Annotated in this window: 16 protein-coding genes; 6 read left to right on the top strand and 10 right to left on the bottom strand. The window is 31.1% G+C overall.

Annotation, left to right across the window (positions count from 1 at the left end):
• Positions 1–73: 73 nt before the first annotated feature.
• Positions 74–2,287 carry a glycosyltransferase gene (locus GM661_RS06660; RefSeq protein ID WP_230869314.1) on the bottom strand — a complete coding sequence of 738 codons (2,214 nt, stop codon included), beginning with the start codon at positions 2,285–2,287 and terminating at the stop codon, positions 74–76.
• Between the two features lie 262 nt (positions 2,288–2,549).
• Here GM661_RS06660 and GM661_RS06655 point away from each other — a divergent pair, with 262 nt between their 5' ends.
• The 6 genes from GM661_RS06655 to GM661_RS06630 all read left to right on the top strand — a co-directional run bounded on the left by GM661_RS06655 (position 2,550) and on the right by GM661_RS06630 (position 7,649).
• Positions 2,550–2,879 (top strand): hypothetical protein, encoded by a 330-nt coding sequence (locus tag GM661_RS06655; protein ID WP_230869313.1) that lies wholly within the window; start codon positions 2,550–2,552, stop codon positions 2,877–2,879.
• Positions 2,880–3,128: 249 nt separating this feature from the next.
• Complete coding sequence (gene wecB, locus GM661_RS06650; protein ID WP_230869312.1) at positions 3,129–4,208, top strand: non-hydrolyzing UDP-N-acetylglucosamine 2-epimerase; 1,080 nt, start codon at positions 3,129–3,131, stop codon at positions 4,206–4,208.
• 12 nt (positions 4,209–4,220) lie between these two features.
• On the top strand, positions 4,221–5,075 hold the full coding sequence (locus GM661_RS06645; protein WP_230869311.1) for a sugar nucleotide-binding protein: 855 nt from the start codon (positions 4,221–4,223) through the stop codon (positions 5,073–5,075).
• A 21-nt stretch (positions 5,076–5,096) separates the two neighbouring features.
• Positions 5,097–6,086, top strand: coding sequence for a polysaccharide biosynthesis protein (locus GM661_RS06640; RefSeq protein ID WP_230869310.1), 990 nt, complete (start codon positions 5,097–5,099; stop codon positions 6,084–6,086).
• 78 nt (positions 6,087–6,164) lie between these two features.
• Positions 6,165–6,929: a glycosyltransferase family 2 protein gene (locus GM661_RS06635; protein ID WP_230869309.1), complete on the top strand. Its 765-nt coding sequence runs from the start codon at positions 6,165–6,167 to the stop codon at positions 6,927–6,929.
• 18 nt (positions 6,930–6,947) lie between these two features.
• Positions 6,948–7,649: a class I SAM-dependent methyltransferase gene (locus GM661_RS06630; RefSeq protein ID WP_230869308.1), complete on the top strand. Its 702-nt coding sequence runs from the start codon at positions 6,948–6,950 to the stop codon at positions 7,647–7,649.
• Positions 7,650–7,755: 106 nt separating this feature from the next.
• Here the strand turns inward: GM661_RS06630 and GM661_RS06625 are convergent, their stop codons facing one another.
• The 9 genes from GM661_RS06625 to GM661_RS06590 form a co-directional block, all read right to left on the bottom strand.
• Positions 7,756–8,472, bottom strand: coding sequence for a sulfotransferase (locus GM661_RS06625; protein ID WP_230869307.1), 717 nt, complete (start codon positions 8,470–8,472; stop codon positions 7,756–7,758).
• 139 nt (positions 8,473–8,611) lie between these two features.
• Positions 8,612–9,529 (bottom strand): GT-D fold domain-containing protein, encoded by a 918-nt coding sequence (locus GM661_RS06620; protein ID WP_230869306.1) that lies wholly within the window; start codon positions 9,527–9,529, stop codon positions 8,612–8,614.
• Positions 9,530–9,960: 431 nt separating this feature from the next.
• Positions 9,961–11,124 carry an 8-amino-7-oxononanoate synthase gene (bioF, locus tag GM661_RS06615; RefSeq protein ID WP_230869305.1) on the bottom strand — a complete coding sequence of 388 codons (1,164 nt, stop codon included), beginning with the start codon at positions 11,122–11,124 and terminating at the stop codon, positions 9,961–9,963.
• A 16-nt stretch (positions 11,125–11,140) separates the two neighbouring features.
• On the bottom strand, positions 11,141–11,938 hold the full coding sequence (locus GM661_RS06610; protein WP_230869304.1) for a 6-carboxyhexanoate--CoA ligase: 798 nt from the start codon (positions 11,936–11,938) through the stop codon (positions 11,141–11,143).
• Positions 11,919–12,419 carry a hypothetical protein gene (locus tag GM661_RS06605; protein ID WP_230869303.1) on the bottom strand — a complete coding sequence of 167 codons (501 nt, stop codon included), beginning with the start codon at positions 12,417–12,419 and terminating at the stop codon, positions 11,919–11,921. The genes GM661_RS06610 and GM661_RS06605 overlap by 20 nt, the downstream gene beginning before the upstream one ends.
• A gap of 34 nt (positions 12,420–12,453) precedes the next feature.
• Entirely contained in the window at positions 12,454–13,800 is a 1,347-nt protein-coding gene (gene bioA / locus GM661_RS06600; RefSeq protein ID WP_230869302.1) for an adenosylmethionine--8-amino-7-oxononanoate transaminase, read from the bottom strand.
• 93 nt (positions 13,801–13,893) lie between these two features.
• Positions 13,894–14,601 carry a dethiobiotin synthase gene (gene bioD / locus GM661_RS06595; protein ID WP_230869301.1) on the bottom strand — a complete coding sequence of 236 codons (708 nt, stop codon included), beginning with the start codon at positions 14,599–14,601 and terminating at the stop codon, positions 13,894–13,896.
• 374 nt (positions 14,602–14,975) lie between these two features.
• Complete coding sequence (locus tag GM661_RS18910) at positions 14,976–15,104, bottom strand: hypothetical protein (RefSeq protein WP_269059910.1); 129 nt, start codon at positions 15,102–15,104, stop codon at positions 14,976–14,978.
• 12 nt (positions 15,105–15,116) lie between these two features.
• Positions 15,117–15,458, bottom strand: a complete 342-nt coding sequence (locus GM661_RS06590; RefSeq protein WP_230869300.1) for an AGE family epimerase/isomerase — start codon at positions 15,456–15,458, stop codon at positions 15,117–15,119.
• Between the last annotated feature and the right edge of the window lie 74 nt (positions 15,459–15,532).

The following is a 15,532-nucleotide window of genomic DNA, read 5'->3' as shown; positions in this document are numbered from 1 at the left end:
GCGAACCTTATTGGTTAGCAATTAGTAATTACTTGGTTAGTTGGAAAAGTTGGAATGGTTTAATCACAACTTCTCATAATAAAGTTTTAATCTTATTAAGTTGGACTTCAATAGAATACTTATTCTGAATAAATCTCCGGTATTCTTTTGAATTATATTCCTCAGACATAATCATTTCCACAGCTTCATCAATAGTATTCCAAATATATTTTTCTTCATAAATTGACTTAGCACCAACAAAATTGTGTATAATAGGTTTTATGCCCTTGGACATAGCTTGCATCACACTCATATTTTGTGATTCAAGTACGCTAGTGCATAATATACAATTCTTGTCTTCCAGCCATTTATCTATATCGCCTTGCCAACCATCAAAAAATAAATTTTTCTCTAATCCGAATTCTTTGATCATTTGTTGAAAATATAATACATCTCTATTATCTTGAAATTTACCGGCTATATAAAGTTTATATTTACTATCCATGTTATATAAAGCCTTGAAAGTATGCAGTAATAACATTGGCCCTTTTTTATAATTAATATATCCAACATAAGCTATGTTAAACCCCGGCTTCCTTTGCTTAAAAGTCCATCCCCCAGCATCTATTCCATTTGGTATCACAATTGTTTTTTCTTTATCAATTTTATAATTATCTACAACAAATTTTTGCAGATGCCCTGCCACAAAAATTAATTTATTGATATAATCCCAATTTACCTGAGCAGGATAATTAGTAAAAGCTTCATAACTATGCAGTCTACAAATAATCTTTAGCTTTTTAGCTAACTCTAATTTACTTCCATATATGGCCAAATCATCGCACCACTCAAACCAACAGATATCAGCCCATTCCATCCATTTCTCTATTTGATTGACTTCAGTAACAATAATCTTCTTTGTTTCATACTCTACAGACAGACCATTTATAACTATATCCAAAAAATTATCCAAACCTTTTTTAACGAAAAAGACTAATTTTTGTTTTTCTTCAGTTTCAATCTTACTTTTACTTATTATTTCTTTACTAAAGGCTTTTGCCAATTCATATTTTTCAAAATCCCCACTCTCAGACTGATATTTTTCAAGAAATGTTAAAAATTTAGCTCTAAGATCACTGCTTTTTATTTTAGTATCATAATAATTCTTTAACTTGTCATATTCTTCTAATTCTAAATATATTTTTATTATTTTATCCAGTACCTTTTCTATATCTTTCTCTGTTTCAATTTTATCTATAAATTCCAATGTTTCAGTATATTTATTTAATCTTTCACATAGCACAATGACATAGCTATAGACTCCGTTTATTAAACTAACGGTTTCATTATCAATAGCAGTGTCAAGATAACCAGCTGATTTCTCAAAATTGATGACCAGATTAATATATTTAAGGAAATTTTCTAAAGACTCTTCATTCTTACCAAGCCTAAACTGGGATAGGGCCAGATAATAATATAAATCTACATAGCCGTCTTTTACCTGCAAAGCCTTTTGACAAGTCTTTTCAGCATCCCTATATTTATTAGTTAATACTTGAGTTTTGGCCAGCTGAATATAAACATACATTTTATTATCCAGTTTGATATTTTTTTTGTTGGCAATATCATAGGCTTTTTTAATAGTTTCAAAGGCTTTACTATGCTCTTTACACATATCATAACATTTTGATAGCTGAAACCAGTAATAAATGTTTTCAGGCTCTTTTTCTAACTCTAACCTTAAAATTGTGCTTGTTCTCTTGTATTTATTTTTAATATTTTCCATATTTGTCAGCAGATAACCATAATGCTTAATGGTTGTATTTAATGTAATACAGATAGGTATTTTAAAAACTGGTTGGTTATGTACTACCCCTTCATAATGAAACTCCCCATCATTGCGAAATAATCTCGGCGCTGTAAATAAAGTAAATTGGTTTTCTTCCAGATTTGAATAATTTTTAATTTTTAAATAGACTGAGTAGTATTTTTTTTCTTGACCTGATTTGAAAAAATCAATAATTGGTTCAGGGTCCTCAACAACTTCATCCCCATCAATTACAAAAAGCCATTTTCCCCAGGCATAAGCTATGACTATATTGCGTATCTCTGAAAAATTATTATTCCATTGATGAAAATACACTCTATCTGTATATTTCTTTGCTATTTCTACTGTATTATCCTCTGAACCTGTATCTACTATGACCAGTTCAGAATCAATTGCTGCCCTGATTGGTTCTAAACTTTTAAGACATTCTTCCAGGTACTTTGATTCATTTTTTACCATCATTCCAATAGAAAGCTTCACACATATCCTCCTTACTTATTTCATTGAGATTTATCTTTTATAGTAATATATGAAATCCATTATAAATCAGTGCAATATTCCTGGAAATCATACTTCACTGCCGATTTCTCCAATATTTGGATAAAATATAATGCAATTTTATCCTATCCTCTAGAAATACTTAACACTTAAATTTTTTTTGCATATCCTATTTATAGATAATATTATCTTCTTTTGTCTCTGTAAATCTAAATCTTCACTCTAGTAAAGGAGGTGAAACAAAATGACTATTAGTACTACTTTAAATACTATTCCTGAAATTCTAGAAACTGCTAATTACCAGGATCAAGAAGTAATAGTAGAATATAACGAAGATGGATTCCTGAAATTAGCAAGAGGCATGTTAACAACTATCTTTACCAATACTGGTGATGCTGGCGGTACAACTCTAGCTATTGAATTAACAGCTAATGTTGCTGATCCTTCTCAGGTCGATGTCCGTGTCTGGAACCCTAACCGTAATAATAATGCTGGTGGTTTTACCCAAGTAAATGGACCTTATGCAAGGGTTTTAATTCCCTGGGAACGGGTAGTTTCTATTGATGTTAAATAATGGTAATTACTTAAATTATATCTTTCCATTATAAAATTACCTTTAAACACCTGGTTGGTTTCATTCAAATAAGTTCATAATAAAAACAAACCCGGACAGTGTTGTACTCAGGCTGTTGACAAAGTTAATTTTGTCAACAGCTTTTTAATTACATGATATATTATCCATACCATAATTTATTCACATAACTTGCAATAATACATACAATCTTATTAAAAAAACAAATAGATAAGGGGGGAATATGAATTCATGAAAGTAATGACTATTCTGGGCACCAGACCAGAAATAATTAGATTATCATTGATTATTAGTAAACTAGATAAATTATGTGAACATCTGCTTGTACATACCGGGCAGAACTATTCCACTTCTTTGAATAATATTTTCTTTCAGCTATTAGAGATTAGAAAACCTGATTATTATTTAAATATTAAAGAGAAAACCTTTGGTAAACAGCTTGGCCGAATATTATGTGAAATCGAAGAGATTCTTAACATAGAAAGACCAGATAAAGTATTAATTTTAGGTGATACAAATAGTGGTCTGGCCGCCATTGCTGCTGTAAAATCAGGAATACCTGTCTTTCATTTAGAAGCAGGGAATAGGTGTTTTGACTCTAAAGTTCCTGAAGAAAATAATAGAAAAGTAATAGACTCTATAGCTACCTATAATCTCCCCTATACACCAGGAAGTAGAGAAAATTTATTATTAACTGGTATTGAAAAGAAAAAAATATTTCTATCAGGAAATCCAATTTATGAGGTATTAACTTATTATAAAAATCAGATTAAAAACAGTAGTATTTTGCAAGATCTAAAATTAGAAAAAAATAATTATATTTTAGTTACAATTCATCGTTCTGAAAATGTAGATATTAAAGATAGACTAGAAATTATAATCAAGGCTATTAATAAAATACAAAATCAGTTAGACTTTAGAATGATTTTCAGTGTTCATCCCAGAACTAAAGATAAACTAAAAAAATTTAAGTTATTAATCCAAAATTCTGATATTTTTTATAGTAAACCCTTTGGTTTTTTCGATTTTGTAAAATTAGAAAAAAACGCTGCACTGGTACTTACTGATAGTGGTACTGTCCAGGAAGAATGTTGTATCTTCAAGGTACCGACTGTAACTGTTAGAGATACAACCGAAAGACCGGAAACCGTAGAATGTGGCAGTAATATTGTTTCCGGTATTAATTATGAAAGGATTATAAAATGTGCAGAGTTAATGTATAACTCTAATCGTAATTGGAGTTATCCTGAAGGATATATAGATAAAAATGTTTCAGATAAAGTTATCGCTTTTTTACTATCTAAAAAATAGGGGTGAACAGAATTGAAGAAAATCATTATTTTTGGCGCAAACGGTATGGCTGGACATATGATTACAAGGATTCTTCAAGAAACCCATTTATATGAAGTTATAGATATCTGTCACACTCGAAGACTTGATAACACTTCTATTTTAATGGATGTCAGAAATATAAGAAAGGTGAAGGAGTTAATTAATAAGCAAACCCCGGATATTATTATTAATTGTATTGGTATTTTAAATAATCAGGCTAAAGAAAACCCGGCTGATGCTATCTTTTTAAACTCATATTTTCCTAAATTTCTAGAAAGCTACTGTTTAAATAAAAAAAATAAAATTATACATTTAAGTACAGACTGCGTTTTTTCGGGAAAAGAAGGTCAATACACAGAAAATGCAGGAAGGAATGGCAAAAGTATTTATGCCCAAACAAAAATCCTGGGTGAAATTAAAAATAATAAAGATTTAACAATTAGGACTTCTATTATAGGACCTGAACTAAATGAAAATGGTAGTGGTTTATTTCACTGGTTTATGAATCAAACAGGGAAAATAAAGGGCTTTTCCCAGGTAATCTGGTCTGGGCTAACTACCTTACAACTAGCTATCTCTATTAATAATATGATTGAATCTAATGTTACTAGCTTATATCATTTAGTTCCTGCCAAATCTATAACAAAATATAGGCTTTTGAATATAATAAAACAGGTATTTAATAAAAATATAGTTATCCAGAGACAGGATGATCCTGTAAGTGATAAATCTTTAATTAATACCCGGCGGGATTATATAGCAATTATCCCGTCTTATGAAAAAATGATAGTCCAATTAAAGGAATATATGATCAGAAATAAAAAAATATATACAAAATACTTTTAGATAATATTGAGGATGATGCCTATGTTTGAAGGAAAAAATATTTTGATTACCGGTGGAACTGGTTCCTGGGGTAATGAACTAGTCAGCCAGTTATTAGAGAAAAACCCCACAAATATTACTATATATTCAAGAAATGAATATCTTCAAGTAGAAATGACCCGCAAATTCAATAGTTCTAAACTTAAATTTATTATTGGAGATATAAGAGATTATAATGCTCTAAAAAAGGCCACCAAAAACATAGATTATATTTTTCATCTAGCTGCTTTAAAACATGTCCCCATTTGTGAAAAACAACCATTTGAAGCAATAGCAACAAACATAATGGGGGTAGAAAATCTAATTAAAGCAGCTATAAAAAATAAGGTTTATAAAGTAATTGATGTTTCAACAGATAAAGCCGTAATGCCTATTAATGTCTATGGAATGACAAAATCTTTAGGAGAGAGACTCATTATCCGCGCCAATTTACTCTCTTCAGATACCAGGTTTATTTGTATCAGGGCTGGAAATATTCTTGGTACAAATGGTAGTGTAATTCCATACTTTATAAACCAGGTAAAAACCAGTGGTGTAATTACCATAACAGACCCCCATATGACCAGATTTTTCTTAACTTTAGAAGATGCTATCAGTTTATTATTTAAAACAAGTGAAAGTAGTATCGGTGGCGAAACATTTGTTATGAAAATGGCAGGTTTTAAAATATTAAATATAGCAAAAGTTATCAAAAATGAGCTTGGAGATAATAATAGTAGTATCAAAATTGTTGGTAAAAGACCAGGTGAAAAAATTCATGAAGTCCTGATCTCTAAATATGAGGTTGAAAATACTTATAACTATGATAAGGAATATTTTATTATTTTCCCCCAATTAAATATACCCAAAATTAACCAATATTATAATAAAGAAAAAATGCCGCTTATTAATCAGAAGGAATATAGTTCTAATGACCTAATTTTAGGATATGAAGAGACCAGGGATATTTTATATAAAGGTGGGTTCGTGTGATTCAGAAGTAGGATTTCAGAGGTCGGAGGTAATCTGACCTCTTACTTCTTATATCCTAAAAGTGAGGTAGGTAAAATTATGATTTGTCAGGTTTCTATTATTATAACCACTTTTCAAAGACCACACTTACTAAAATGGGGGTTATTTTCAATAGCAAGACAGAATATACCCTTTAATTTGGAAACAATCGTCATTAATGATGCTATGCAGGATGAAACTGAAAATATATGTAGAGAATATCAAGACAAACTTAATTTAAAATATATTTTCTCCGGTCAGAGAAACCTTGTTGGAAACTTAAAATGGAGAGTTCCCGGGTTTGCCATAAATATAGCTGTTAAACAGTCTTCTGGAAAAATATTAATTATCTCCTGTGCCGAAATGTTTCATCTAAATAATGCTGTAGAAAAACTAATTCCTCCCCTCCTGGATAACTCTAAATTAATCGGTATACCAAAAGGCTGGGATGATATGGATGGTTCTTTTTTAAACCATATTAATAATAATAATGGTAATTTTGATATTAATTTCCTAAATAATTACCCGGAGTTAAATGTCCGCTTACCATTTCTAATGTCTATTAGCAGGGAACAATATTTCGCTATCGGTGGTTATGATGAAGACTTTACGGGTATTGCCTATGATGATAATGACTTTGTAGAAAGGCTGCAGTTAAATGGCTGTAGTTATCAGCAGACTGATGCCAAAACTATCCACCTATTTCATCCCAGACATGCTACTCCTAAAGTAGGTAATGAAGCCTGGTTATTTAACCAAAATTTATACTTGACAAGAAAAGGGAAAAAAGTCAGAAATGAAAATATAGAATGGGGAAAACTTTAATAAGGAGATGATTTTAATTTGCGGCGACCTCTCACACCGACAGAAAAAATTATTTATAATAATGGTGAACGGCTCATTTTCGGTATAAGCCATGATGTTAACGAAGATATTAGACACAGGAGTTCGTACATTTTCTTTAAAAGGATAATTGATAATGATTTAGTATATATGAAATCCAGTAATATGAAAAATAATTCAATAGACATAATTGATCTGGGTTGTGGTGTTGGTCACGGTTGTGAAACATTATCTAAAATAAAAAACTCAACCATAATGGGGGTAGATAGCTGCCAGGAAGCAATAAAATATGCAAAAGATGTTTACTCCGGTGATAATATATCTTATAAATGTCTCGATTTACGCCAGTATATTCCAATCATACCCTCATATGATTACGTGGTATCAAGCCAGGTATTAGAGCATATACCAAATGGATTAGAATTAGGATTTACGTCCAAATGGTTAAAAAGACTTATGTTGGCTGTACCCTACAATGAACCCAAAAATAGAAACCCTCATCATGTTTTATCTGATATTCGTGAAGAAAATTTTTCAGGTCAAAATGCAGAATTGTTTTATCAAGATTTAACTGGGATAATTTATGATAAAAATAATAAACCTCCAAAGCCTAACATCATAATTTGCATTTGTTCTCACCCAGCCTTGCCCAAAATCACTGATAACCAAATTGATTTTCCTGTACCTGCCTGGGGACCCTAACTTTTATTGTTAAAACTAGTTAACCCTTAAGCTAATTTAAACCAAATAGCATATTATTGATAAAGGGCCTCAACTTATGAGGACCCTTTTTCTAATCATATTTATATTACTTTTCTACTTCTATTAGATTATAATTAAAATACTTTAACAGATCTTCATTTAATTTAAAAACTTCATTAACTTCTTTTATAACCTCTGGTTTTAATAACTTAAATTTCCGATCATTAAGATTTACTATACCATGAAGAGGCTTTCCAGTAATGTTATGGGCGTGAAAGGCTTTATTCTTATTCAAAACACCAACTTCAGGAATAAATTCTTTTATTTTTTCTAAAAATAGATCAATATTATCAGTAAAGTCTTCATAACGAAAAAATATTTTGCTTTTTAAAGTATTCAAATTTTTAATTTGGTATCTGGCACATAATACCCATAATTCTGCAGCCGCAGTAGGTGACGGCATCCATTTTCTTCTCCATAAACCTTCAATTTGAGCGTAAGGATTTCTAATACTAATAATAAAATAAGCCGGTGTAAATACCTTTTCTATTTCTAAGGCCCTTAATAAATGAGGAGGACTCTTTTCAAATAATACCGGTTTTTCTAAATTCCAATACTTGAAAAAAATCTGTTTTAATAATTCCCAATTAACCTTTAAATTTGGGTCCCACCTGGGCACCCCACGGCCGATAATATTATGTGCTTCAGCAAAAAATTGCCCTTCACCATAAAAAGTAGAAACAGCTTCACTAGATTCAAATAATTCTTTAATCATTGTCGAGCCAGATAATGGAGGACATAATAAAAAAACAAATTTATTCAATAAAAACCCTCCTTCAATTATTAGTTATAATAATTGATGTTAATATATCGCCTTAAAATCATCTGCTAACATATCATTTTTAATACCTCTCCTAGCTAATAATTTAACAATTCAGGATCATAGCTATCCAATATTTGTTTTACTTTATTTCTGGCCCATCCGGTATCCTTTTAATCATATTTTCATCTAAAATAAGTGGTTCCATAAAATTCAGGTTATATTTCTCCATAACTGGAATATTTAGGATGGCATGTTTAAACCCATGGAGATATAGATATATCCTGGAACTATTTTCCATCTTTATTAGTAAAATATTAGAAAAATATAATGGAATAATTTTTTTATTATTTTTCCATTTCCTTTCTGCAACAGCTAATTGGTCAGGCCCAAAATTATTATCTACTATATAATTCATAACATGGCCAAAATCAATAGCTACTTTTTTCAGTCGATCAGCAATCCAGTAACTTAAAACAACTGCTGGAATTCCAGCAGAAATCAGCGCTACATCATATAGGTCAACTTTATTTTTGGCATAATAGAAAACCCGGTTAAGATCATAAAATCCCTCCAGTTCTAGGGTATCAGTGATATTAAATCCCTGCTTTTTCATAATTTTAGCAGCTTCTTTTGCTACTCTTCCTACCAGAAAGACTCGTTTATCTCTAAATAAATCTACCAGTAATTCATTTTTATATAACTCCCAATTGATTACTGCAGTACATATATAAGGTGTTTTAATATTAAATAATTCCAGTACCTTCTCTAGCTGAGCCTCTTCTTTTGTTGCATCTGGTCTAAACCCAACAATATCAGCCTCTGCTATAGCCTTTAAAACCATATCGCGGACAATTTCATCTGGCAATCTAATACCCGCATATTCTAGCCATTCAGCATACTTTCTTGATGAATATATATTAAATAAATCATGGCCAATAGCAATTGCCTCTCCATTACCAATACGGACAAGTGATAACCCCTTATGGTTAGCAAGAGCAGACCTAATTTTATCAGCAACTTCTTTATGATTATGAAAATGATTACTATTTATCACCATTTTAGACCCCTCATTTCAATTTAATCGGGCAACTATTAAAAATAAATTTACCATAAAATAAGCTATATAATAATATATTATATAATATGATTTTATTGATATGCTTGTATATATATTATTAAAAACTATAAAAATCTGAATAAACTCATCATCATTTTATATCGTAAAGCATGCATTTCTTCATTTGTTAATTACAATACTATTCTATCTAAAAAATACCCACCTCCTCTTACATTGTGAGCCTTCTTTTTTAAACTATCCAGATTTAAAAAAACACTTTATTTAATCTTATGCAGCCATATTAATTATATTAATTCATTTTAAAAAAGTCATATAGTTTATAATGTTTTAAGCAGCCCTGATAATATTACTCTTAGTAGACACAATACCATCACATAAATTGTTTTTGGCTAAATACTTAATACTTAATACTAAATAACATCTAATTCCATTCCTGCTTTTTTTAATCTTTCTAAAGCAAATTTCAAATCTTTTCTATTATGGGTAGACATCAGTGTAATTCTTAAGCGACTAGTATTATCAGGTACAGTTGGGGGTCTAATTGCTGTAATAAAAATGCCTTCTTCAAATAATTTTTCACTTAATTTTCTAGCCTTTGCTGCATTACCTATTATTAAGGCAATAATTGCTGTTTTGCTTTCTAAGACATTAAAGCCAAGCTTCCTTAACTTTGCCTGAAACCATTTTGAGTTTTCAAGGAGCTTGACCCTTGGCTCTCTCTCATTTTTCACAATATCTAAAGAACGCAAAGAAACTGCAATAGTAACTGGAGATAATGCTGTTGAATAGATAAAACTCCTGGCCTTATGTCGTAAATATTCTATTAAGCTTTTACTTCCGACCACAAAACCACCCTCACTGGCAAGGGCTTTGCTAAAAGTTCCTACCTGTATATCAATATCTCCTTTTAAGTTAAAATGTTCTACCGAACCTGCACCATTGTCTCCCAGAACACCTGTACCATGAGCATCATCAACCATTGTTAAAATCTTATTTTCTTTAGCTAATTCCACTATTTTATCCAGTGGAGCTATATCTCCATCCATACTAAAGACCCCATCTGTCACAATTAATCTCTTCTTACCTTGATGAATCTTTATTTTTTCCTGCAAGTGATCCAGGTTACAGTGTTTATAGATAACAACCTTAGCACCACTTAATCTACATCCATCTATAATACTGGCATGATTTAATTCATCACTAAATATAATCCATTCCTGATCAGAAATCGCTGTTATTGTACCTATATTAGCCATATACCCTGTATTAAAAATAATTGCAGCCTCGGCACCTTTGAAATCTGCTATCTTTTTTTCTAACTGATCATGGAGTTTACAGCTCCCTGTAATTAATCTTGAACCACCTGAGCCTACTCCATATGTATAGATTGCTTTTTCTGCTGCTTCCTTTAACCTGTCATCAGCACATAAATCTAAATAATTATTAGAAGCCATTAATAATACTCTTCTATTATCTATTGAAGTATATTTGCTTTGTGAGCTAGTAAAAAATTTAAAATCCCGATATAGACCCTTATCTTTTATATGATTTAAATGTTCATCTATAAAATCCATTAGTTTTATCACCCACTTATACTGAAAAAAATTGGCTATAGCAAATATTATTATTTATCACAGGAACCCTATTAACCAGAGTTATTTTCTCCTGTAAATATTCTATACATTTTTCTATTGATGCCTTTGAAGAATCAAAACAAAACACCCTGCCACCATTATTACTACCAAAAGGCTTTAATTTAGTAATTCTCATATAGCCTAAATCTTTAGAAGCAACATAACCAGCAGTATAATCTGGATCATCAGACCAACATAACTCGGCAATAATACCCGGGGCACTGCAAACTTTACTTGCCAGTGCAACTGCTTCTTTAACATGGCTATTATTCAAATTTGCTCTTGCTAATGCTTTATCTAGCTCTTGCTTTACATTAAAACTCCAATCTATATTAGTAACTCGTACCCCCCTCTTCTTATCTGCTTCAAGTCTTTCTCTGGAATTTATTTCGAAAAGAATTGCCCCTCGCATAGTACGACATTCCTTTAACATATTAAACACCAAGTGAGATGTTTCGGCTGATAAACCATTTTTTTTTAGTGCTTTAAGGGCACATTCCCTTCCTTCAAAATAATCATTTGTTATAACAGTTCTTATATCTAAAGGATTAATATATTCAATATCTTGCTTAACTATGTTTTGTATCTTTATATTTATAAAATCCGACTTCCCTTTACTGTGGCCTAAAGCCCTTGTTATTAGTTGTTTAACTGATAACCCCATATCCTTTTCTAAAATTATTCTTTCTGCACCAGAAATATGCTTTGTATTCCTGGTAGACCTCATTTTAATACTATAGAGATCTTCCTTCATATCTTGTTTCCCTCCAGGGTGTGCAATATTTTATTTTTGCTAGTAATTTACTTAATGGCCAGGCTGTTATAGCAGTATATAGCATACCTGGTAATCCTGCTATTAACATGGCCAAAAGGGGATTTCCAAAAAATAAGCACAGCATAATTCTGGCAGTTATAGACCCTAGTGGCCCAGCAATTATAACAGGTATAAACCCAGGTTTAAAAAAGTAAATAATCCCTCCTGCTACAAACCTGAATGTCATAGCTATAATTACATTAATTATAGTATGAATTCCAAGTGTTAAACTAATAGCACTGGCTATAATACCCGCTATTATGTATCTCCTAAATCCAAATACCACTGTAATGGCTACTGCTATAGGTGCAGATAATTGAAATTCTGTTCCCGGTAATGGTCCAGGTATTCTAAAGGATCCCGAAATTGTAATAATCACTGCTAACAAACTAATTAATGTTAATTCCCTTGTTTTGTTCATCTATTTCCCTCCACTTAGTCTGATTATGCAATGCTTATGATTCAAAATATTCTTTAATAGATTTTCTGGCGGTTTTAACCATAAACTCTATCTCTTCTTCATTGATAATAAAAGCAGGCATAAAATAAATAATATCACCTAGTGGACGCAAAATAAGACCATTTCTTAAAGCATTTTTATAAATTTCAAAACCTACTCTATCTTTCCAATTGAACGGTTCTTTCCTTTTTGTGTCTTTAACTAATTCTACAGCCCCTAAGATACCGATATGTCTAAAATCACCAACCTGAGGTAGGTCCAATAAATATTCTTCTATCTTAGCTTTAAGTATCTCTGACTTCTCTTTATTTTTTTCAAGTATATTTTCTTCTTCAAATATATCTAATGTTTCACAGGCTACTGCACAGGCCACCGGATTTCCACTATAAGTATGACTATGTAGAAATGACCTGCCCTTTGTATAATCATCATAAAAAGCATCATATATTTTGTCAGAGATAACAGTTAAGGAAAGCGGTAAAGTACCAGCCGTAATTCCTTTGGAAATGGTCATTATATCAGGCGAAATGCCGGCATGTTCACAGGCAAATAATTTTCCAGTCCTGCCCATTCCCATAGCTATTTCATCATCAATCAATAAAACATCATATTTATCACATAATTGTCTTAATTTTTTTAAATAGACTGGTGAATAGATCATCATTCCTCCTGCTCCCTGTACAATCGGTTCTACTATAATAGAAGCGAGTTTCTCGTGATATTCGTCAAATGTTTCTTCCAGTTTTTTAAAACACTCTGCCTGGCAATTTTCCCTATTTAACCCAAATTGACAACGATAACAATCTGGTCCTTCTATTTGAATAGTGTCACATAATATAGGATTAAAAACATCCCTATATATTCCTAAATCAGAAACTGCCAGAGCCCCTAAAGTATCACCATGGTATGAATTTGAAAGGGAGGCAAACTTAGTTTTTTGAGGTTTGCCGACTTCTTGAAAATATTGAAAACTTAATTTTAAAGCAACTTCTACAGATGATGCTCCATCACTAGCAAAAAAGACTTTTTCTAATCGGTCAGGGGTTTTAGCAACTATTTTTTCGGCAAGTTCAATTGCTGGTTCATGGGAAAAATTGGCCAACATTATGTGTTCCAATTTGTTTATCTGTTCATTTATTGCCCCTTTGATACGCTTATGATTATGCCCTAACAGACTAGCCCACCAGGAGGAAATAGCATCCAGATAGCTATGTCCTTCTGTATCATATAGGAATACCCCTTCCCCCTTTTCAATAACAATTGGTGGCAATTCTTCATAATCCTTCATCTGTGAACAAGGATGCCATATATATTTCAAGTCCTTTTTTTGTAAATTATTCATTCTTAACACTCCCTAATATAATTGAATTTTAGTCTGTGTTCGAAAAAATATAATCCTCAGCGATATATACTGATATTTTTCGAACAGAATCTTTTAGTTTTCAAACATATTTATTACATTTTTAATATCAAACTTGCTTTCAAACTCATCTTTTAACTTATCATAATTATGATTTATATCCTTTATATCAGCTATACTTAGCACTTTTTGTCCGCTTAAATTTTCTATAGTTCTGATATTATCTTTTTCATATTCCTTCCCTGTATATCTATTTAAAAGTATTCCTTTTATTTCAAGTCCCAACTTATAACAATACTCAACAGTTAAAATAGTATGATTTATAGTTCCAACACCTGCCCTACTTACAATAACTATCGGTAAATTTAAATCTTTGACCAGGTCATATATAAAATAATCATTTTTAATTAAAGGTACTATTAAACCACCACTTCCTTCAGCAATTATGTATTCATACCTTTGTGCTAAATTATTATAAGCCTCTATTATTTTTTCCTTTTTAATCTCAACTCCGGTTAAACGTGCCGCCAGATGGGGAGATACTGCAGGTTCAAAACAATAAGGGACCATATTTTCTTGTTTTTCAGTTAAATTGCAAAGTTGTTTTACTAACTCAACATCTTCAGCAATTAATTTCCCATCTTTTTTTACTCCACCACTTTGTACTGCTTTAAAACTACAGGCATTATAACCATTATTTCTTAATAAATATACTAAACCAGCTGTAATTACAGACTTACCAACATCAGTATCAGTTCCAATAATAAATATTCCTTTACTCATCTTATTCACCTCATATGGATTCTAAATTTTAAATCATTAACTTTAGGTAATATATAACAGTTAAATTAGTATATATTATAACTCCTCTTCTTCTTATTGTCAACTTAATTTTTTTTTAGGTTGACAATAAGATAAAAGACTACCCGGAATTTCTCAAAAGAAAGACCGGCTAATTGGACTATCTGCTGGAGTAAACCCTCAATCATACTTTCCTAGATAATTAATATTTAAAGTTCAGAAAAAAAATAAAGTGATAATCGGACAAGCGAGGTAGATCCTCATGACCAAATTCAAGATAAATAAGTATCTCCTTTTTTGATTTAATTTTAATAATCCCCCTCTTTCTTTTATAGCCATGTTTTATAAAAATAGTATTATAACATAATTGTAGTAAGACGATTGATTATCTCATAACAGGCCCTACTATTATGATAAGGAGACTTCCAGGGATTAACCTTGGCTTCATCAGAAGGCCTTCCCTGTTCATTAATCAACCCGGACATTGTATCCTACGGTCATGATATTGTTGCCACTTTTCCCTGATAATCCAACAGCCAGTAAAACCCACCATATTCCTGGTCCCAGAAATTATTTAGTGAATAGCTAGCAACCCTCTTGGCCATCGCCAAATACTCTTCTTTTTTATCTTCTCGGTAGGCATTACTAAAACTCCAGAGAATACGGGTATTTAAAATTAGTGATTTATCAGCAGTATAATTAACCTTACCTTCATTAGCTATCTCACCATAAAAACCATCATTTTCCTCATCAACAGCATTTTCTATCCAAAAGTTGAACAGATTATCTTTTTCTTTTTCAACTGATTTCTTGAACTCCAATAATTTATTTGTATCCACTTAAAACCCCTCTTGATTGAATTATCTTAATACCCTAAAACTAATATTTATCTTCAAATTCAACAATTTCAAGA

Source organism: Iocasia fonsfrigidae (assembly GCF_017751145.1).
Taxonomy (GTDB): Bacteria; Bacillota; Halanaerobiia; order Halanaerobiales; family DTU029; genus Iocasia; species Iocasia fonsfrigidae.
This window is presented reverse-complemented; position numbering and strand designations above follow the sequence as displayed.